This window comes from Haladaptatus sp. HS23, assembly GCF_056892285.1.
Genome location: NZ_JBXGLH010000004.1, coordinates 161,191 through 178,525 on the forward strand (window position 1 = coordinate 161,191; position 17,335 = coordinate 178,525).

The 17,335-nt window shown below is 61.6% G+C and carries 24 protein-coding genes and 1 pseudogene; 7 read left to right on the forward strand and 18 right to left on the reverse strand.

Annotation, left to right across the window (positions count from 1 at the left end; genetic code table 11):
• Positions 1-21: 21 nt before the first annotated feature.
• From AC1XDK_RS13540 to AC1XDK_RS13550, 3 genes are all read right to left on the reverse strand, one after another.
• Positions 22-828, reverse strand: a complete 807-nt coding sequence (locus AC1XDK_RS13540) for a DUF8054 domain-containing protein (protein ID WP_483350428.1) — start codon at positions 826-828, stop codon at positions 22-24.
• A gap of 2 nt (positions 829-830) precedes the next feature.
• Positions 831-1,250 carry a GlcG/HbpS family heme-binding protein gene (locus AC1XDK_RS13545; protein ID WP_483350429.1) on the reverse strand — a complete coding sequence of 140 codons (420 nt, stop codon included), beginning with the start codon at positions 1,248-1,250 and terminating at the stop codon, positions 831-833.
• A gap of 101 nt (positions 1,251-1,351) precedes the next feature.
• Entirely contained in the window at positions 1,352-2,263 is a 912-nt protein-coding gene (locus AC1XDK_RS13550) for an alpha/beta hydrolase (RefSeq protein WP_483350430.1), read from the reverse strand.
• Between the two features lie 53 nt (positions 2,264-2,316).
• On the opposite strand from AC1XDK_RS13550, the gene AC1XDK_RS13555 reads away from it, so the two are divergent.
• The 3 genes from AC1XDK_RS13555 to AC1XDK_RS13565 all read left to right on the forward strand — a co-directional run bounded on the left by AC1XDK_RS13555 (position 2,317) and on the right by AC1XDK_RS13565 (position 4,910).
• Positions 2,317-2,853 (forward strand): NUDIX domain-containing protein, encoded by a 537-nt coding sequence (locus AC1XDK_RS13555; protein WP_483350431.1) that lies wholly within the window; start codon positions 2,317-2,319, stop codon positions 2,851-2,853.
• Positions 2,854-2,958: 105 nt separating this feature from the next.
• Entirely contained in the window at positions 2,959-4,209 is a 1,251-nt protein-coding gene (kynU, locus tag AC1XDK_RS13560; RefSeq protein WP_483350432.1) for a kynureninase, read from the forward strand.
• A gap of 38 nt (positions 4,210-4,247) precedes the next feature.
• Positions 4,248-4,910, forward strand: coding sequence for a helix-turn-helix domain-containing protein (locus AC1XDK_RS13565; protein WP_483350433.1), 663 nt, complete (start codon positions 4,248-4,250; stop codon positions 4,908-4,910).
• On the opposite strand, the gene AC1XDK_RS13570 is transcribed toward AC1XDK_RS13565, so the two are convergent.
• The 8 genes from AC1XDK_RS13570 to AC1XDK_RS13605 form a co-directional block, all read right to left on the reverse strand.
• Positions 4,911-5,201, reverse strand: coding sequence for a DUF7835 family putative zinc beta-ribbon protein (locus tag AC1XDK_RS13570; protein WP_483350434.1), 291 nt, complete (start codon positions 5,199-5,201; stop codon positions 4,911-4,913).
• Positions 5,198-5,419, reverse strand: a complete 222-nt coding sequence (locus AC1XDK_RS13575; protein ID WP_483350435.1) for a hypothetical protein — start codon at positions 5,417-5,419, stop codon at positions 5,198-5,200. Before AC1XDK_RS13575 ends, AC1XDK_RS13570 begins: the two co-directional genes overlap by 4 nt.
• 136 nt (positions 5,420-5,555) lie before the next feature.
• Positions 5,556-7,151: a zinc ribbon domain-containing protein gene (locus tag AC1XDK_RS13580; protein ID WP_483350436.1), complete on the reverse strand. Its 1,596-nt coding sequence runs from the start codon at positions 7,149-7,151 to the stop codon at positions 5,556-5,558.
• Positions 7,152-7,357: 206 nt separating this feature from the next.
• A complete protein-coding gene (locus AC1XDK_RS13585; RefSeq protein ID WP_483350437.1) occupies positions 7,358-7,507 on the reverse strand; it encodes a hypothetical protein in 150 nt (49 codons plus the stop codon).
• Between the two features lie 62 nt (positions 7,508-7,569).
• Entirely contained in the window at positions 7,570-8,223 is a 654-nt protein-coding gene (locus AC1XDK_RS13590; RefSeq protein WP_483350438.1) for a winged helix-turn-helix transcriptional regulator, read from the reverse strand.
• 45 nt (positions 8,224-8,268) lie between these two features.
• Complete coding sequence (locus tag AC1XDK_RS13595) at positions 8,269-9,339, reverse strand: glutamate--cysteine ligase (RefSeq protein ID WP_483350439.1); 1,071 nt, start codon at positions 9,337-9,339, stop codon at positions 8,269-8,271.
• 45 nt (positions 9,340-9,384) lie between these two features.
• A complete protein-coding gene (locus AC1XDK_RS13600) occupies positions 9,385-10,020 on the reverse strand; it encodes a fibrillarin-like rRNA/tRNA 2'-O-methyltransferase (protein ID WP_483350440.1) in 636 nt (211 codons plus the stop codon).
• Entirely contained in the window at positions 10,017-10,877 is an 861-nt protein-coding gene (locus AC1XDK_RS13605) for an NOP5/NOP56 family protein (RefSeq protein ID WP_483350441.1), read from the reverse strand. The genes AC1XDK_RS13600 and AC1XDK_RS13605 overlap by 4 nt, the downstream gene beginning before the upstream one ends.
• Before the next feature lie 178 nt (positions 10,878-11,055).
• Here AC1XDK_RS13605 and AC1XDK_RS13610 point away from each other — a divergent pair.
• Both AC1XDK_RS13610 and AC1XDK_RS13615 read left to right on the forward strand, forming a co-directional pair.
• Positions 11,056-11,472 (forward strand): annotated as a pseudogene (locus AC1XDK_RS13610) (class I SAM-dependent methyltransferase); the annotation flags it as partial.
• A gap of 353 nt (positions 11,473-11,825) precedes the next feature.
• On the forward strand, positions 11,826-12,215 hold the full coding sequence (locus tag AC1XDK_RS13615; protein WP_483350442.1) for a methylated-DNA--[protein]-cysteine S-methyltransferase: 390 nt from the start codon (positions 11,826-11,828) through the stop codon (positions 12,213-12,215).
• On the opposite strand, the gene AC1XDK_RS13620 is transcribed toward AC1XDK_RS13615, so the two are convergent.
• From AC1XDK_RS13620 to paaA, 6 genes are all read right to left on the reverse strand, one after another.
• Entirely contained in the window at positions 12,216-12,428 is a 213-nt protein-coding gene (locus AC1XDK_RS13620) for a DUF2196 domain-containing protein (protein ID WP_483350443.1), read from the reverse strand.
• A gap of 165 nt (positions 12,429-12,593) precedes the next feature.
• The gene (gene paaE, locus AC1XDK_RS13625; protein ID WP_483350444.1) at positions 12,594-12,761 is read right to left on the reverse strand and encodes a 1,2-phenylacetyl-CoA epoxidase subunit PaaE; all 168 of its coding nucleotides are present in this window, start codon (positions 12,759-12,761) and stop codon (positions 12,594-12,596) included.
• Complete coding sequence (gene paaD, locus AC1XDK_RS13630) at positions 12,758-13,228, reverse strand: 1,2-phenylacetyl-CoA epoxidase subunit PaaD (RefSeq protein ID WP_483350445.1); 471 nt, start codon at positions 13,226-13,228, stop codon at positions 12,758-12,760. The genes paaE and paaD overlap by 4 nt, the downstream gene beginning before the upstream one ends.
• Positions 13,221-14,066 carry a 1,2-phenylacetyl-CoA epoxidase subunit PaaC gene (paaC, locus tag AC1XDK_RS13635; RefSeq protein ID WP_483350446.1) on the reverse strand — a complete coding sequence of 282 codons (846 nt, stop codon included), beginning with the start codon at positions 14,064-14,066 and terminating at the stop codon, positions 13,221-13,223. The genes paaD and paaC overlap by 8 nt, the downstream gene beginning before the upstream one ends.
• Entirely contained in the window at positions 14,066-14,386 is a 321-nt protein-coding gene (paaB, locus tag AC1XDK_RS13640; RefSeq protein WP_231183321.1) for a 1,2-phenylacetyl-CoA epoxidase subunit PaaB, read from the reverse strand. Before paaB ends, paaC begins: the two co-directional genes overlap by 1 nt.
• A gap of 1 nt (position 14,387) precedes the next feature.
• Positions 14,388-15,329: a 1,2-phenylacetyl-CoA epoxidase subunit PaaA gene (gene paaA / locus AC1XDK_RS13645; RefSeq protein WP_483350447.1), complete on the reverse strand. Its 942-nt coding sequence runs from the start codon at positions 15,327-15,329 to the stop codon at positions 14,388-14,390.
• Between the two features lie 84 nt (positions 15,330-15,413).
• Here paaA and AC1XDK_RS13650 point away from each other — a divergent pair, with 84 nt between their 5' ends.
• Positions 15,414-16,055, forward strand: a complete 642-nt coding sequence (locus tag AC1XDK_RS13650; RefSeq protein ID WP_483350448.1) for a helix-turn-helix domain-containing protein — start codon at positions 15,414-15,416, stop codon at positions 16,053-16,055.
• Between the two features lie 132 nt (positions 16,056-16,187).
• Complete coding sequence (locus AC1XDK_RS13655) at positions 16,188-16,391, forward strand: hypothetical protein (RefSeq protein WP_483350449.1); 204 nt, start codon at positions 16,188-16,190, stop codon at positions 16,389-16,391.
• Positions 16,392-16,623: 232 nt separating this feature from the next.
• Here the strand turns inward: AC1XDK_RS13655 and mobA are convergent, their stop codons facing one another.
• On the reverse strand, positions 16,624-17,241 hold the full coding sequence (gene mobA, locus AC1XDK_RS13660) for a molybdenum cofactor guanylyltransferase (RefSeq protein WP_483350450.1): 618 nt from the start codon (positions 17,239-17,241) through the stop codon (positions 16,624-16,626).
• Positions 17,242-17,335 lie beyond the last annotated feature (94 nt).

The following is a 17,335-nucleotide window of genomic DNA, read 5'->3' on the forward strand; positions in this document are numbered from 1 at the left end:
CGACGATGTCGTTCGGTGGCTTCATCGTTTCGCCGTCACGTCTGCCCGCTCCGTTTCCGGGACGTCGATTTCGACGATGTGGGAATCACAGCGGTCACAGACCGCCGAGAAGACGGTTCGGGACGGCTGACAGCAGGAACCGACGCTCTTCGTTCCCCGCGAAAGGGGCTCCCCACACGTCGGACACCGTGACAGGAAGGCTCGCAACCGCGTGAGCGTCTCCTCACGGCGTCCGAGCGACAGGTGCCGCCACTCTTCGCTTCGGTCTTCCAACACCGTCCCTGCCGCGACATCGGCGAGGAGCGCCGCCGCCGAGGGCCAGCGGACGAGGCGCGAACCGGTGACGACGGCATGCCCGCCGAGGGACGAGACGGAATCCGTCTCGACGCCGAGGAGGTCCGCGATGTCCGCCCGTTCGACGTCTTCCGGACGGGTCGATTCGATACGCTCGCGCCACGCCGTCCGAAAGTCCGAGTCGAGACACGCCGTTTCGTCGCGTCCGTCCTCGTCACACGGAACGACGATTTCCATGGCGGTCAACTTGCCGCCGTTCTCTGGCCGGAACCGCGGCGATGAACGAGGTTCCTTGCCGAACAGTCGAAGCGCTTCGTCCGGGAGATATCTCGCCGTCAACCTCGGCGTTCCGGGAACGAGATAGCCGCGAAGGTAGACGACGATCACGAACAGGAAGAGCGCCGTCGCTCCGAGGAGAAACGACCCGAACAACGCGAGCAACGAACTGACGGCGACTGCGATAAGGAGATTGAGAACGGTACATGGAACACACCGATTTTCGCCGGTGTACTCCGGTTGCCGTATCGAATGCACGGTCAGTGGACGAGCGTCTGGAACTGCTCGATACCCGCCCGCGCGACGGTCATGTCCTCGTCCACTTGGCCGCCGCTCGACGCTATCGTCCCGACGATTTCGCCGTCGCGTTCGAGCGGGAACCCGCCGCCGAAGACCACGATTCTGTTGTCGTCGGTGGTCTGGAGACCGTATAGCGAGTTACCGGGTTGTGACGGTTCGGCGAGTTCGTGAGTCGGCATTTCGAGCGCGGCGGACGTGTACGCCTTGTTCCGCGAGATGTTGACGCTCGCCAGCCACGCGTCGTCCATCCGATGCTGTGCGATGAGGTTTCCGTCCGGATTGGCGACGGTGATGACGGATGGAACGCCGATTTCGTCGGCTTTCTGCTCCGCTGCGTCTATCAACTGTTTCGCCGTTTCTAACGAGATTTTCTCGGCCATAGTTCCCCCTCAGCGTCCTCGGCAGGGAGTCGCCTAAGCGTTGTGGCGGACGCTCCGTCTTGCTTTTTTGATTGCCGACGCCCTCCCGAAGGATGGTTATCTCACATCGTCCGGAGCGACTCGGAAACCGCGTCCATCGCGTCGTCCGCTGTCGTCACGTCGCCGGTGAGGCTGAGAAAGCCGTGTGCCATCCCGGGATAGTGGTCGTGTTCGACCGGTACGTCGGCGTCGGCGAGTCGCTCGGCGTACGCGATACCCTCGTCCCGAAGCGGGTCGTGGCCGCACGTGACGACCGTCGCCGGCGGGAGGTCGGAGAGGTCCCGCGCACGGAGCGGTGACGCGAAGGGATTTTCGCCATCGACCGGGCTTCGAAGGTAGTGGTCCCAGAACCACTCCATGTCCGCCCGCGAGAGGAGCGGGCCGTCGCCGTTCTCATCGTACGATTCCGTATCGAAGGCGTGGTCGGTGATGGGATAGAGGAGGCTCTGATGGGAGAGTTCCGGCCCGCCGAAGTCGCGTGCGTAGAGTGCGGTGACGGCGGCGAGGTTCCCTCCGGCGCTCGTGCCCGCGACGCCCAAGCGGCTTGGGTCGCCGCCGAACGTGCCCGCATTCTCGGCGACCCATTCGAGCGCGGCGACGGCGTCGTCCACCCCCGCCGGAAACGGGTGTTCCGGCGCGAGTCGGTAGTCCACGGAGACGACGACGCAGTCGGCACGGTTCGCCAGTTCGCGGCACACGCCGTCGATGGAGTCGAGCGTCCCGAGTGTCCACCCGCCGCCGTGATAGAACACGACGACCGGAGCGTCCTGTACGTCGGGGCGGTACACCCGAATCGGAATTTCTCCGCGGGGGCCGGGTATCGAAAGGTTGCGCACGAACTCGGCGGCCGCGCGGTCGTCGGCGGTGAACACTTCGTCCTCGACGCGTCGTGCGCTCTCGACGGACAGGGCGTGCCACGGCGGAACGCCCATCTCCTCGATTCGAGCCACTGCCTCGCCCATCTCGTCGTCCATACCGACTTCTGCTCGGCAGGGGAGTTATAGTTTCAGCCTTCGAACATCGGACCATGTCGCTCGAAGCGCGAACCCGCGAGGCCACGACGGATAGCCTCCGTCGGCTTCGAAACGCATACGGGATGTTTCCCGTCCACGACGAACGAGTCGAAAACGACCCCGACTACTTCGAACACGGGCGACGGAAGGCCGAAAACGGATGGCTCGGGTCCGCCGCCGTCTGGACATCCGACGCGAAGGACCGAGTGGTGATGATTCGCCATCCGAACGAACCCGACGCGTGGGGCGTCCCCGGCGGCGGTCACGAACCCGGCGAGACGCTCTCCGAGACGGCCCGCCGCGAGGTACGGGAGGAGACAGGGCTTCGCTGTCGATTGACCGACGTACTGGACGTTCGACGACGGGAGATTTTCCTCGAAACGAATCCCGACGAACGGCTGTTTTCCCTCTCGGTCCTTTTCTCGGGCGTCTGTGTCGGCGGCGAGTTGGCCGCTGGAGACGACGTACTGGACGCTCGATGGTTCGAGTCGCCGCCCGAGAACCTCCTCGATTTCGTGGAGGAACACGCGGAACGGTGGTTCGGGAAGTGACTCGGGTCGGCCATCGTTTTCGCTTCTTCGACGTTCGATGCGCCGACCCCCCGAACGCCCGTCCGGGGAGCGTACAGTGAAGTAGCCGTATCCGAAACGGGAGGTATGGATACGGGTGCGGACGACGCGAGACGACGTGATGAGGCCGACCCGCTCGCCGCCGTCGGGGACCGGTTTTCGGTTCCGGAGGGCGAACTGTACATGGACGGCAACTCGCTCGGCGTGTTTTCGGCGGACGCGGAACGAGCGCTGTCGAACGCCGTCGAGGAGTGGAAGGAACTCGGAATCCGTGGCTGGACCGACGCCGACCCGGACTGGTTCCACTACGGGGAACGACTCGGCGACCGACTCGCGCCGCTGGTCGGGGCCGACGGGTCGGAAGTCGTCGTCGGCAACTCCACCACGGTCAACATCCACGCCATCTTTTCGACGTTCTACGACGGCGGCGACGTCGTCGTGAACGAACTCGACTTTCCGACGGACCACTACGCCATCCGCGCACAGATGCGGAATGTGGGAATCGACCCGGAAGAACACCTCGTCGTGGTCGAGAGTCGCGACGGCCGGACCATCGAGGAGGACGACGTCATCGACGCGCTTTCGGACGAGACGTCGATTCTGTTCATGCCGTCGGTACTCTACCGGAGCGGGCAGTTGTTCGACCTGAAGCGACTCACGGAGGCCGCACACGACCACGGCGCACTGGCCGGGTTCGACCTCGCCCATTCCATCGGCGCGGTCCCACACCGACTCTCCGAGTGGGACGTTGACTTCGCCGTCTGGTGTAGCTACAAATATCTGAACGCCGGGCCGGGTGCGGTCGCGGGCCTGTACGTCAACGAGCGTCACTTCGGGACCGAACCCGGACTCGCCGGATGGTGGGGCCACGACAAGGAGACGCAGTTCGAGATGGCGACGACGTTCACGCCCGCCGAGGACGCGGGAGCGTGGCAGGTCGGCACGATTCCCGTCTTCAGCGCCGCTCCGCTGTTGGGTTCGCTCGAACCGTTCGAGGAGGTGGGTATCGACGCGGTACGGGAGAAATCGGTCGCGCTCACGGAGTACCTCATCGAGGTGGTAGACGACCTGCCGGAGTATCGCGTCGGCACGCCACGCGACCCCGAACGACGGGGCGGGCACGTCGCCGTCGAACACGAAGAAGCGTACCGAATCGGCGAGGCGCTGAAGGAACGCGGTGTCGTCGTGGATTTCCGTCCGCCGAACGTGGTCAGGGTGTGTCCCGCACCGCTGTACGTCGGCTTTCACGACGTGTGGCAGGTCGGTGAACACCTACGCGAAATCGCCGAAACCGCCGAGTACGAATCGTTCGACCGCCCCGATGGCGGAGTGACGTAGCCATAGGACGTATTACGGTCGCTGGCATTCGTTTTCGTATGAGTACCATCGCGGAAATAGAACTCCCCGCCAAGGAGTTCGCGCTCAGGACAGCTTTGGAGCGTGTGCCGAACGCCGAATTCGACGTCGTTCGCGTGGCGGCACACGACGCAGACCACGTCATGCCATACTTGTGGGTGTCGGCGGACGATTTGGAGGAACTGGACGCCGCCCTTCGGGAGGACAACAGCATCGACGAGTTGGCGCTCATCGAGGACCTCGACGACGAGCGACTGTATCGAATGCACTGGGTCGACCAGATTCACGTCGTCATCCACGTCCTCGTCGAGGAGGAAGCGACCATCCTGAACCTCCACGGCAAGGACGACCGATGGCGGCTTCGAATCCTCTTCCCCGACCGCGACTCGCTGTCGGCGACGTACGACTTCTGTCAGGACACGGGGCTCTCGGTGGACGTTCGGAACATCTACGAGATAAGCGACACGCGCCACGGACTGTACGGACTGACCGAAGAACAGCACGAGACGCTGATGATGGCGCTCGAAGCGGGCTACTACGACGTTCCGCGGGACTCTACGGCGGACGACCTCGCGGGAGACCTCAGCATCTCCCATCAGGCGGTCTCCGAGCGACTTCGCCGCGGCCATCGGAGCCTCGTGAAAAACGCACTCGCGCTCTCCCCGAACGACGGACGGGAATAATCAGGCGTCGTTCATCCGACGAACCGTCTCCCCGCCGCACTCGACACAGACGCTCACGCGATACGGTTCGCGCGAGAACGAACTGTGTTCGGCCTGTTCGTTCTCGGTTCTAATCTCGATGTTCACTCGGTGAGGCGTCTCGGTCGCACAGGTGTCACACTCCTCTATCCTGTCCGCATTTTCCAACCTCGATGCATCTCGACGCTCTCCCTTCTCGTTCCGCTCCTCTTCACCGTGTTCATCTCCCGGTTCTTCCCTCGTCGTTCGGTTTCGTGGTGATGTTGCGGTCATTGGAATTCGACCTCTTTTTCGACGCTCTTTCGGAAGGCGAGACAATCGAGCCAAAAACGCTGGAGGTCGCCATTTGGCCCGCTTCCATCGTGTTGTGGTTGCCCGTACAGTCGCTCCGGGTCGGTACCGCCACCGACCTCGTGCTGTGGGTCGCCGTACAGACGGCGTTCGTCGTCCGAGGTTTCGGAGTCGGACGACGTGTGACCCACTCGTATCATTGTCTTGAATCCTCCTAGCAAAAACAAGCGTCCCCGGAGGCAGGTGGCTCTTGCCTGCACCCGCAAGTGGATGAAAAGGGTTCAGGAGTCGTCCGGGGCGGAAAAGCCATAGAACGGATAGAGAAGGGAAGAGCGGTCAGTTCCCGCCGAACACCGAACCGAGTTGGTCACGCCACTCGTTCACTTCCGTCAGTCCGCTTTCGACGTTCTCGATGTCCGCTCGGAGGGTTTCGACCTTTTCGTCCATGCGCGTCTCCGTGGCCGCAACGGAGTCGGAGAGTTCTGAGATGTCGTCCGAAAGCGCCTCTATCTTTCCTTCGAGCGAACCGACCGTCTCGAAGTCGTCCCTGAGGTCTTCGAGTTCGTCGTCCAACGCGGACGCCTCTCGAGTGTTCGTCGCAACGAGGTCCTCCAAGTCATCGAGTTGTGATTCGAGTCCGTCGATGTCGGAATCGAGTTTCCCCAGTTCGTTGAGGTCGTCTTCGAGGGCTTCGATGTCGCTTTCGAGGCCAGTTTCGAGGCTCTCGACGGTCGCTTCGAAGTCAGCGACGCGGGCACGCGCCTGTGCACTCTCGTCCTTCGCACCCTCGATTTCGTCGTTCATCTCGTCGAGTTGGGCGCGAACCGACTCGACCTCGGTTTCGAAGCCGTCGATGAGGGTTTTCGCTGTGCCGTTATCGTCGATGAACTCCTCCAGTGCCTCGGTGTAAGCCGCGAGGTCGTCCACCCTGGACTGGAGGTGACGGATGCGAACGTTCGTACTCTCGGGCGTGTTCAAATCGAGCTCCTGCTGAATGAGTTTGAGGTCGTCACCGCTCACTTCCCCCGCGCGAATCTCGTCCGCGAGGGCTGCTGCGACGCTTCCTGGACGTGGCGGTGACACGGGCGGTTCGTCCGTCGTTTCGTCGGGCGCTTCGATGATGTCGTCCGACTCCTCGGAGCCACCCACCACTGCGTCTGGTTCGTTCATCGGCTCGTCGAACGGGCCGTCGGTCGCATCTTCGAGGTCGTCGGCGTCATCGAGGGGAGACTCGTCGAAGTCGTCCTCGGGTTCGGGTTCAGCTTCGGTTTCGGTCGAGTCGTCCGATTCGTCTACACTTCCCGCGTCTACATCTGACGCATCCGCAAGCGGGTCGGTCTCGGTCGCGTCCGTGGTCGAAGCGAGTGGGTCGGCAAGCGGGTCGTTTCCGTCATCGGCGAGCGGGTCCACCGCGTCATCGTTCGGTTCGGACTCGCCGAGACCCGGAAGCCCGCTATCGCCCGTGATAACGTCGCGAACGACCTGACTGCTGTCCTCCGAGACGATGTCGGTGATGGTGTGTTCCTCCATGCGCTCTTCGCCCTGTTCTTCCGCGTCAGCCGTGACCGGAGTCACCTCTTCGAGTTCCGGTTCGATGAGGAACTTCTCAGCGTCCGACCAGTCGGACAGTCGAATCCCGTACACCGTCGTCAGTGATTCGTCCGGTTCGAGCGTGCGCTCGAACTGAACCCGGTGGTCTTTGTACGCCGTCCAGTTCTCGTTTTCGTATTCGGGGTGGAACCCCACGTTGTCCATCGGGAAGTCACTCGGGATTCGATCCGTGAGACGAACCGTCACGGCGTCATCGTGGTCGGACCGGAGTTCGAAGCGAATCGCCGGGACCGCGAACTCCTCTCCGTCGAACGATTTCTCTATCGTAATCCCGCTTTCCGAACTCGAAACCACTTCGTTTCCGCTGCTGAAATCACTCATACTGTTCACATCCGAGAATGGACATATAAATCATGCGCCGGGAAAAGTATCCATCTCCCTTATATTCGAACTGTATCTGATTCCGTTACCTACCTCGTTCGGAACCATCGCTCAAAAAGCCAGTATAAAGCAGATGTATCGATTTTTACCTCGTTCTGAATTTTTGTCTAAAAAGTAGTATGTATTCTTGGGAGACAATTATGCTATCAGAATACGTCACTTTGAATCCGTTCTCCCTCGGCGTGATGTCGATACCGCGTGCGGTAAACCGTTCCCGAATCCCGTTCAGCGGCGCAGTGGGGAACGACGAGTTCGAACACGAGGACGGTCGTTTCGGGAGAGACTCCCCCCTCCATGGTAGCCAGCATCGTGTGAATAGTCGGGCAGGAGCTCGTGTCTCTTTCCGCGCGACAGGGGGTTACTCCTCGTCCGATTCGGCGTCATCCGGTTCGGTATCGTCGTCACCGGTATCGCTCACGTCGGCCACATCGTCCGCGTCTTCCTCGTCGTCGGTCTCCATGTCGTCAGAGATGTCCTCGACTTCGATGCTGACCGGTTCGGTCTCGGACACCTCGTCGTTCAGGTGGCTGTCGAGATTGAACACCGTGTTGAGTTCCTGTTGGACCTGATCCACCATGCCGCCGACCAGTTCGCTCGGCGCGATGGCGGTGTACTCGTAGGGATTGTTTCCGGCACCCGAACTCTCGCGTTTCTCGCGCGAGACGTTCTCCTCTTCGTGAAGTTCGGCGAGCGATTCGCGGACCGTACTCGGATACAGACCCGTCCCTTCCGCGATTTCCTCACTCGTGCTTCCCGGATTCTGTCGAAGGTAAACGTAAATTCGCGCGCGCGTCTCCGTGTCGAGTACCCACGAAAGCAGGTCGACGATTCCCTGATCGAAGCCTTCGACCGCACGGTCTGCCTCTTCTCCGAGCCGTTTTCGGCCGCGTGACAACGGCTTTTCTTCCTCCGTTTCTCCCTCGTCCAGTTCGTCCCCGCCCGTATCGACGGGAATCTCGTCGCCGGTTTCCTCGGTGTCGTTCCGGTCGTTATCGGCATTGTCCCCAGTCATGTCGTTCTCAGAAGGACAAAAGTCAGTGCCGGATAAAAAACTTGTCTACAGCAAAAGAGACTCACATAGCGTCTCGAAGCTCTCTTGTTCGTTGAGTCGGCGCTGACACGCCGCACCGCTCTCCCCGTCGTAGATGTCGCCGATTCCCGTGACGCCGAGGCGGTCGCATTCGCGGTCGACCACTTCGCCGAGCGAAATTTCGCCGTCGCAGTTCCGATTAATGAACGAGGCATCGTGACCGTAGCGAAGCGCTCGCCACTTGTTCTCGTCCAGCAGTTCGCGGCGGTGACAGTAGCCGGATTCGCCGTCCTCGTAGCGTTCCACGAGGTCGATCACGAGCGCGTGAGTGTACTCCACGAAGGCGAGTACGCGCTCCGGGTCGGCCTGCCCGTCGGGCGTTCGAACCTCGACCGTTCCGTGCCCCGAGTGGGGACGCACGTCGTACCAGAGTTCGCCGCGGTCATTTATCGACCCCGTCTCGACCATCGTCCGCTCGAATTGCGAAAACTCCTCGTAATCCTCGAAGTCGGTCGGCATGCCGGTGTTCGGCAGCGCTTCGAATATCTTCGCCCGCGCGGACTGCAAGCCCGTGTCGTAACCGTTCCAGTACGGCGAGTTGGCCGACAGCGCAAGCATGACAGGAAGATACCAGCGGATTTCGTTCGCGACCCAGACGGCCGCATCCGCATCGTCCACGCCGACGTGAACGTGAAGTCCGGCAGTCGTATTGCGGTGTTGTGGATACTGAATTCGGTCGAGTTGCGCACGATAGCGCGGTTTATCGGCGTGGTCGAGTTCCCGCCACTTCGCGCCGGGATGAAGGCCCGCCGCCGCGATACCGAATCCCTGTGATCCGGCGTGCTCCACGAGGGCCTCTCGAACCCGTCGAACGTCGTCGTCCACGTCCGAAAGGGTCGTTTTCGGCGTTTGTGTCTCGATGACGCATTTGAACAGTTCGTGGTCCAATCGACCGTCGAGAAGTTCCGGTGGGTCGGTCCCATAGACGAGTTCGTCAGTGCCAGCAGTTGGGACGCCTCGTTCGTCGACGACGTAGAACTCCTCTTCGACGCCGAGCGTCCCCATATCGGTGAAATTCTCGGCCGAACCCAAATCCATTTTTCGAGATTTAGCCACCGGACACGTAAATACTTCCGGTGACGGTCACACCTTCCGGGGAATCGCGACGACGCCGAGGTGGTCCATATGGAAGGGTTCCAGCCGCCGGGTTTCGATGATTTCGTACCCTTCCCGGAGGGTGTCGAGCGCGCCTTCGAACACGGTTTCGGGGTCGCTCGCGACGTCCTCGCTTCGAGCCTTGATGGCGAGGAGCAGTCGGCCGTCCTCTCGAAGGAAGCGTGCGTTTTCACAGGCGACGCGCGCCTGTCCTCGCGTCGCCACGTCCTGAACCAACACGTCCACGTCCGATTCGACGACGTGTGCGTAGGTTTCGGGCTTTCGAGCGTCCTTCAATAGGGGAAAGAGGTTTTCACGCGGCTCCACCGCATCGAGGAGGTCCCGGGTCGGACGTGGCGCGAACTCGACTGCGTACGTCGGCCCGGAAAAGTCGGCGACGTGGCTCACCGTCGTGCCGCTTGCGGCACCGAGATAGAGTACCGTCTCGTCACCCTCTAAACCGGTGTCCATGCCGTGTTCCAACATCGCGGCCAACTTCGAACGCCGGGCGTCCCAACAGCGCCAGTCGCCGTCCGTGGGTTCGCCGTAAACCGGCCGTCCCTCGGTCGCCAGTCGGTCCTCGCCGCCGAATTCTCGCCGTTCGACGCCATCCGGAAGTGTCATTCGTCACCCCGTGACTGAATCGCGTCCATCCTGCGGTCGAGTTCCTCCTTCAGGTCAGGATTGTGTTCACCCGAATAGTGGTCGATTCGTGCGCCGATGACGAGTTTTCCGGACAGGGTGCGTGCCGCCGAACCTCGCTGGTTCGGAGGGGCCGCCCGAACCGCTTCGTGCGTGTAGATGATACCGTGTTTCGGCGAAGAGGCGTGCCCGCGGAGGTGGGCGAACAGCGCGTTTTCCGCCCCGAGTACCTGCACCGTTCCGCCCGGCATCTTCGCCAACGGTTCGAGGCCGCCCGCCAGTGCGATGAGTCGGGCGGCGAGCACCGGGTCGGCGAGCGTCGCGAGGTTCGGTGCGACTGCCGGTGCTTGTCGCTCGACGAACGACCTGAGTTCGTCACGCTCCGCAGCGAGGTCCGCAACGCGCTCCGCGAGCGAAACGAGGCGTTCTTCGACCGGCGTTTCGGGGTTGCTCTCTGCCAATTCGCGGGCGTATTCCACGCCCGTTCCGGCGTCGGGATACAGCGTTCCCGCCCACTCCGCGACGCGCTCCGCGAGTTCGTTCGCTTCCGATTCACAGTCGTCCATCGCTCGTACCGCGTGAACGAGTTGCTTGTCGTCCGCCCGTTCGCGTTCCGTCACCGCTTCTCGCGTCGCACGGATGGTCGCCTCCCGAAGCGTCGCATAATAGTCCGCCTCGTCCTCCGCGAATCCGGTTTCGACGGCGCGTTCCGGCCAGTCTGCCGGTTCGTCGGCGCGCCCCTCTCGGATGGAGCGTGCCCCGGTATCCACGTCGTCCGGTTCGACGCCCGCGAACCACCCCGTTTCGCCACCCGCCTCCTCGGCGTCCGATTCGGTCATGGCTGTGGCTTGTGCGCCTTCTCGTTTAAACCTACGTTTACGGACGCTGTGGTCGCCCTCCGACTCGGTATGGAAAATCGAATCCGAATCGCCGAGAAAAACGAAGGCGTTCAATCGTTCACTCAACCGTTTTACTCCTGATACGAGCAGTTAAGACCCGTCACCAGAGTTGGAACCTATGGCCGGTCTATACGCGAATCCTGACTACTACGAGATTGCGTTCGATTTCCGCGATGTGGCGGCCGAAGTCGACTTCTTCGAAGCCTGTATCGACCGATTCGGCGAGCGCTCGAACCGAGCGGATTCCGTCCTCGAAATCGCCTGTGGACCGTCTCCGTACCTCCTCGAATTCGACGCCCGAGGCTACGATTTCACCGGGTTGGATAACTCCTCGGAGATGATAGCACACTCCATCGAGAAGGCACGCGAGAACGACATCGAAGCGACGTTCCTCCGACGGGACATGGAGGAGTTCATCCTCCCGAGCGACGTCGATTTCGCGTTCTGTGCGCTCGGGTCGCTGTATCTCGACTCGAACGAGGCGCTGCTGTCGCATCTCGATTCGATGGCCGACGCGCTGACGCCCGGGTCGCTCTACTGTATCGACGGGTCCATCGACTTCGCCGGAGGAACCTCTTCCCAAAGCGAATGGGAGACGACCAGAGGCGCGACGACGGTTCGGTTCCGCATCGACCACGAACCGATACACACGACCGAGCAGTTGGTCCGCCAGACGCTGACGACGCGGGTCGAAACCCCCGACGACACACGTCGCTTCCGCGAGGAGTACGTCATAAAGACGTTCGCCCCCCAAGAGTTCCGCATGCTCCTCGAACGAACCGAGTTCGACCACGTGGGATGGTTCGATAACTTCGACATCTCGGCCCGGGTCGAAGACTGCGAACCGGGAACGCTTCATCGACCCGTGACGGTCCTCAGGAGACACTGATGTTCGTCTCCGTGTGGGACTGGCAGATGGAGATCGACAACACGCTCGTCGCGGAAAGTCCCGACGAAATTCGGAAGCAAGTGGACGAGTACGTCGCGGGCGAACGGGACACGTTCGGCCTATCGGTCACGTTTCCCGACTCCTTCACCGGGCAGGTCATGGCCGCGATGGCCGACGTACCGCGTGGCGAGACACGGACTTACGGCGACATCGCCGACGTACTCGACACCGCACCGATAGCGGTCGGACAGGCCTGTGGCCGCAACCCGGTCCCGCTGGTCGTCCCGTGCCACCGCATCGTCGGTGCAAGCGACTTGGGCGGCTTTTCGGGTGGCAAGGAGAATCGAATCGGATTGAAAGAGCGGTTGCTGTCCCTCGAATCTCGGTAGTTACCCGTCGGGTGCGATGCGTTTGACCCGGCCCGTAATCCCGGACTCCAACTCCACTTTCACGCCGCCGGGTTCGCTGTGTTCCTCGGAGAGGATTTCGGCGATGTCACCGCGAAGCGGTTCGGCCTCGTCCGCGTTCTCGGCGTTCGTCTGTTCGATTTCGACGGTCATTCCGCGGCGCAATTCCTCCCGTGTCGGTGTATCTACGGACATACGGTGGAATGCAACGGACGGCGGAAAAAACGTGGTGGCCACTCCTCCCTATACATCCGTTTTCGGGACCTTTCTTCAGACTGCGAAAAGAGTTATGATAACACCTTTCATACCTCCCGGATGCGGACCCATCAACACGTCCCTTCGTCGGGACGAACAAAACCCCTACTCGAACTTCTCGAACGGTTGCTCACAGCCGTTACAGTAATGCATCGACCGACAGAGCGACGGCCCCTTCGGGTGTTCTCTGTGGGTGTCCGTCGAACCACAGTAGGGACACTCCGCGCCCTTGTCTTCGCCGCTCGTCGTGACGCTGGGGTCGAGTCGCCTCATATGCTCAATCCGAACTCCCTGAGGTCGTCTTTGCCCTGTTCGGTCACCATCTCGATGGACCACGGCGGATTCCAGACGAGTTCGAGGTCCGCGTTGGAGACGCCTTCGACGGCCGCCACCTCGTCCGCGATCTCTTCGGTCAGCATCTTGCGGGCGGGGCAGCCGGTGTAGGTCAGCGTCATGATGACGGTGACGTTCGCCCCGGCGGCGTCGTTGCTGCCCTCGTCACGAGACTCCTCGGGAGTCTCGCACTCTACCCCGTAAATCAGCCCCAAATCGACGATACTGATGGGCATCTCGGGGTCCTCGATGTCGTACAACGCGTCCCAGACGCGCCGTTCGAGACCGGTCGCTCCCTCGCCCGTGGCGGGCAAGTCTTCGGGAGAGCGGCCGGTTTCCGAGTAATCGGTGTACGTGCACGCAGTCGGTTCGGAGTCGATATCGAACTCCTGTGGGTCACTACTCATTGTCCGGGTCCGGCATGATTCGATGGGCTTCGGTTCTCCCGAGGTCCCGGTACGTCCGCGTCATCTCGTCGTGAAGGTCGGCCCAGTCGTCGGTATGGGTTCCGTCTCGTCCGATGTCCTCGGGGAGCAGTCCGTCGATTTCGCCGTCCTCGACTTCGGCAGGAAGGTCCACGCCGAGCGACGCGAGGAACGGGACCAGGATGTCGAGCCACTGGTCACGCATCGAGCCGAGCGATTCGGTTCGGATTCCGAGTTCGTCGATTTTCTCGCTCGAATCGCCTTCCTCGAACAGCGTCAACGCGTACGGGAACAATCGGTCCACGGCCGACTGGATTCGCTTCGTTCCCTCGTCGTCGCTCGTCAACCGTTCGAGCCAGTTCTGTGCGTGTTCGCGGTGGTAGTTCTCCTCGCTGAGAACCTTCGCCACGCGGTCAGCGATTCGCGGGTAAGACGTGTCTTCGAGGGCTTCGAGACGCAGTTTTTCGGCGACGTCGTAGAAGTACCCGCGCACGACGGCGTCCGCCCAGTCGCCGGTTTCGAACGGCCCTTCCACGAGCGTCGAGTGGCGGAAGTCCGCGGGGTCGCGCTCGAATATTAGTTCGGCCTCCGTGTAGCCGAAGTCCTGTAACAGGTCGTACCAGAGTCGAGCGTGACCGAGTTCGTCCTGTGCGATGTTCGAGATGGCGAGGTCGGATTCCAGCGTCGGCGACCGAACCTGCCACTCGGTGTAGCGCTCGGCGAGCACGAGTTCGTCGTCCGCGAGTCGGCGAAGCAGACTCTCGACGGCCGCTCGTTCCTCGTCGCTCAGTTCGTCAGGTCCTGCGAGCTGTGCCGACATTATGCCTCACTCCGTCGTCGGTCCGCGTCCTCCTGTTCGCTCTCGGAGTCCTCGATTTCCTGTGCGAAACTGGAGTCGATGCGATTGTACGCCATCACCCAACGATAGGATTTGTCCGTCGTACCGCCGAAGGCGGTTTCGTCGGCATCGACTTCGCCGATTTCGTCCTTCGGAACGACCCAGAGGCTGTTCGTGGGCTTGCGCCGCCCGTGTTGGATTTGGGCGAACATGAGCGCCATGTCGCGGTCCGGCGCGTGAACGTTTCCGCAGTGGGTGTGATACTTTCCCGCTTCTTCCTGTCGAAACACTTCCCAGATCATGTTAGTCGGCCGCTACCGGCGTGTTCGAACCGCTCGATTCCCAGTCGTCCAGCACGGTGCGGACCCATTCCGCCGCGTCCTGTGCGTTCTTACGGCCGTTTATCTGGCCGACTCCGGGTTCGTAGCTGTTCTTCGCGATTTTGAAGAACTCGTCCCAGTCGAGGTCGTCTTCACGCACCTCGTACGTGCCCGTCTCCTCGTCGCGCTCGATGCGCGGTTCGTCGGGGATTTCGAGCCCGTACTTCTTCGCCTTCGGGATGTAGGCGTTGAGGAACGCGTTGCGGAGGTCGTCGTTCGACATCGTCTTCAGTCCGACGTCGGCGGAGAAGTCGTGATGTGTGCTCTTGTCGTTGGTCGGCCCGAAGAACTGGATGATACGCGGCCACCACTCCTCGAAGGCCTCCTGCATGAGTTCCTGTTCCTTCTTCGACCCCATCGAGAGTTCGCGCATGATGTCCTCGCCGTGTTTGACGTGGAAGCCCTCTTCGAAGCACACCTTGTCCATGGCGTGCGCGTAGGGTTCCCAGCTCGTGCGCTTCAACGTCGCCTGCCGGCGCATCGCCGCGCCGTCCACGAAGAAGGCGATCATCGGCGTCTCCCACCAGTTCTCCATCGGGTAGTGGAAGCAGTTCAGGAACTTCCCCTCCCCGTTCGCCAACTCGTCGAGCATCTCGTCGCGGGTCTTGATGCCGAGCGATTCGGCGGCGCGGTAAAGAAGTTGCCCGTGACCGATTTCGTCCTGTACCTTCGCACTGCAGGCGAGTTTTCGGTCGAGGCTCGGTGCCTGTCGGATGAAGGGGCGTTCGAGATACGCGCCCATGATTTCGGAGTTCGCGTGGAACTGAATCATCCGGGTCGCCGCCTTCCGGTACTCCTCCGGCATGTCGTCCTTCGGACTGAACTGCCGGGGTCCGGCCCGTTCCTTGACTGTCTCGATGTCCATGGTCGTTAATTATCGACCCCGACCCATACCAATTTGCCCGCCTATGTACGGGGTTTAAATAGGGGGGACCCCTACAATCACGGCATGATTGACGAGTGCCTCGTCGTCGAATTCGCCGTGACAGGTGATGACTGTCCGCTCGCCGAGGCATCACGCGAAACGGGAACCCGAATCGATTGTCAACCGCCGCAACATCGCGACGACGGCTACACGCTTCTCCGATTTAGCGCCCCCGCCGAAAACGGCGGTCTCATCGACGTTCTCGACGAAGACGACCGGATTCGATACCTCCATGTCTCCACGACGGACGGCAAGCAGAACTTTCGCTGTCTTTCGAAACACGCCTGCGTCGTCCACGAACTGACCAACGTCGGGTTCATGGCAGAATCGGTCCGCTATCACGACGGCAACGCGAAGTTTACGGGTGCGGTCGTCGGCCACGACGTCCTTCAAGGGGTCCTCGAGGCCGCCGGTGAGACGGTCGGCATGCGACTGGAACGCGTCCACCAACTCGGCTCCGAAGACGAGGAAGTAGTCGCACAGCGGTGGGACGTGACGCCGGCACAGGAACGCGCGCTCAGAACCGCATTGGAATCGGGCTACTTCAGCGTCCCACGCGAAACGACCGCGAGCGATGTCGCCGACGAACTGGGAATCAGCAAATCGGCGTTTTTAGAACGACTCCACCGCGCCGAGCGGTCGATGTTCTCGCAGATATTCGCGTAACTCGACATACATCCACCGTTCGGATGGACTCGGAACCCGAGAGATAGAACGAGAAGGAAGGAGGGTAACCGTGTGATTCCTTCGAATAGCCACGAAATTCGCGTAAGATTCATACATAGTTATCTGAAACTTATGCTTGTGCCCATCCCAGACATCCCCTCCCGGCCGGAGATCATCCTCCTCGTCCTCGGCTATCTCTCCATCTCGCAAGCAGAGCACCTCCCGGACGGAGCAACGATCATTGGCTACGTGACGGGGTTTTTATTGCTCGTGTTGATTCCGCTGCTGATTCTGGACGACACCGAGTCCCGTTCGGAAGCGAGCCGTTCGAAATAGCGGCCGTTCGGTTTCACCACACCGGTCTCGGTACGGCATTTTCGACGCATTCACATCCTCCGTGTCGTCGAACCGGAAACGTGAAGAGATCGCCACTATACGCCAGCAGAACCTCGAAAAAAGGCGATCAGACGGCACGGTCGTTCGTGAAGCGGTGTGCCGTACTCCCGCGGATCGCTTCACGGCGCTCGGCGGCGGATAGAGGGTGTGGCCGCCCATTACGATATAAACTTCAGGTCCGTTCGAGTCGGGATTCGGCGCGCTCGAACTCTTCTCGGGTGTTGATGTTCTCGAACGAGGAGAGCGACCCGTGTTCGGGGAGGTCGTCCTCTCCGACGACGGCATAATCGAGTTCGAGCAGCGGGTCCACGACTCGTCGCTCGCCGCGGTAGAGGGCGGCGTCACACGCCTCGACCATCGGGTCCCGTCGGTACACGGCGTGTGTCGTTTGAAACCACCCATCGTCGAGTCTGGGAACGGCGGCGTCGTGACCAGTAGCGTGGTCGAACAGGGACGACACGATTTTCGGGTCCACGAAGGGCATGTCGCAGGCGAGGACGACGGCGATGTCGTGGTCACAGGCCGCGAGTCCGGTTCGGATTCCGGCCATCGGTCCGGTATCCGGGTCCGTATCGATGGCAAAGCGGAACGGTCGCGGATAGCCCTCCATCGCGTCGCTGACGGTGGTTCGCTGATCTTCTCGGCAGTTGAGGATTAGCTCGTCGACGACGTCGGCGAGGCGGTCGGCTACGCGGCGAATCATCGGCACACCCGCCAGCGGAGCGACCGCTTTGTCCGAGGTTCCGAATCGGGTCGAGCGTCCGCCAGCGACGACGACTCCCGCGGGCATGTTTTCTCGTACGGGACGAGGGAGTAAGTTTCTGTGGCCGCTTCTCCGTCGAAACCACCACGAGAGTGTATCGCAACATGCGATATATCGGTGC

Bases quoted from the DNA above. Each gene is read 5' to 3' on its own strand.
- AC1XDK_RS13620 (WP_483350443.1), bottom strand. From the start codon at position 12,428: ATGTCCGTAGATACACCGACACGGGAGGAATTGCGCCGCGGAATGACC.
- mobA (WP_483350450.1), bottom strand. From the start codon at position 17,241: ATGCCCGCGGGAGTCGTCGTCGCTGGCGGACGCTCGACCCGATTCGGA.
- AC1XDK_RS13605 (WP_483350441.1), bottom strand. From the start codon at position 10,877: ATGACCGAATCGGACGCCGAGGAGGCGGGTGGCGAAACGGGGTGGTTC.
- AC1XDK_RS13555 (WP_483350431.1), top strand. From the start codon at position 2,317: ATGTCGCTCGAAGCGCGAACCCGCGAGGCCACGACGGATAGCCTCCGT.
- AC1XDK_RS13585 (WP_483350437.1), bottom strand. From the start codon at position 7,507: ATGGAGGGGGGAGTCTCTCCCGAAACGACCGTCCTCGTGTTCGAACTC.
- AC1XDK_RS13615 (WP_483350442.1), top strand. From the start codon at position 11,826: ATGTTCGTCTCCGTGTGGGACTGGCAGATGGAGATCGACAACACGCTC.
- kynU (WP_483350432.1), top strand. From the start codon at position 2,959: ATGGATACGGGTGCGGACGACGCGAGACGACGTGATGAGGCCGACCCG.
- AC1XDK_RS13595 (WP_483350439.1), bottom strand. From the start codon at position 9,339: ATGGATTTGGGTTCGGCCGAGAATTTCACCGATATGGGGACGCTCGGC.
- AC1XDK_RS13655 (WP_483350449.1), top strand. From the start codon at position 16,188: ATGCTTGTGCCCATCCCAGACATCCCCTCCCGGCCGGAGATCATCCTC.
- AC1XDK_RS13650 (WP_483350448.1), top strand. From the start codon at position 15,414: ATGATTGACGAGTGCCTCGTCGTCGAATTCGCCGTGACAGGTGATGAC.
- AC1XDK_RS13565 (WP_483350433.1), top strand. From the start codon at position 4,248: ATGAGTACCATCGCGGAAATAGAACTCCCCGCCAAGGAGTTCGCGCTC.
- paaA (WP_483350447.1), bottom strand. From the start codon at position 15,329: ATGGACATCGAGACAGTCAAGGAACGGGCCGGACCCCGGCAGTTCAGT.
- paaB (WP_231183321.1), bottom strand. From the start codon at position 14,386: ATGATCTGGGAAGTGTTTCGACAGGAAGAAGCGGGAAAGTATCACACC.
- AC1XDK_RS13600 (WP_483350440.1), bottom strand. From the start codon at position 10,020: ATGACACTTCCGGATGGCGTCGAACGGCGAGAATTCGGCGGCGAGGAC.
- AC1XDK_RS13550 (WP_483350430.1), bottom strand. From the start codon at position 2,263: ATGGACGACGAGATGGGCGAGGCAGTGGCTCGAATCGAGGAGATGGGC.
- paaE (WP_483350444.1), bottom strand. From the start codon at position 12,761: ATGAGGCGACTCGACCCCAGCGTCACGACGAGCGGCGAAGACAAGGGC.
- paaC (WP_483350446.1), bottom strand. From the start codon at position 14,066: ATGTCGGCACAGCTCGCAGGACCTGACGAACTGAGCGACGAGGAACGA.
- AC1XDK_RS13570 (WP_483350434.1), bottom strand. From the start codon at position 5,201: ATGACCGCAACATCACCACGAAACCGAACGACGAGGGAAGAACCGGGA.
- paaD (WP_483350445.1), bottom strand. From the start codon at position 13,228: ATGAGTAGTGACCCACAGGAGTTCGATATCGACTCCGAACCGACTGCG.
- AC1XDK_RS13590 (WP_483350438.1), bottom strand. From the start codon at position 8,223: ATGACTGGGGACAATGCCGATAACGACCGGAACGACACCGAGGAAACC.
- AC1XDK_RS13580 (WP_483350436.1), bottom strand. From the start codon at position 7,151: ATGAGTGATTTCAGCAGCGGAAACGAAGTGGTTTCGAGTTCGGAAAGC.
- AC1XDK_RS13575 (WP_483350435.1), bottom strand. From the start codon at position 5,419: ATGATACGAGTGGGTCACACGTCGTCCGACTCCGAAACCTCGGACGAC.
- AC1XDK_RS13545 (WP_483350429.1), bottom strand. From the start codon at position 1,250: ATGGCCGAGAAAATCTCGTTAGAAACGGCGAAACAGTTGATAGACGCA.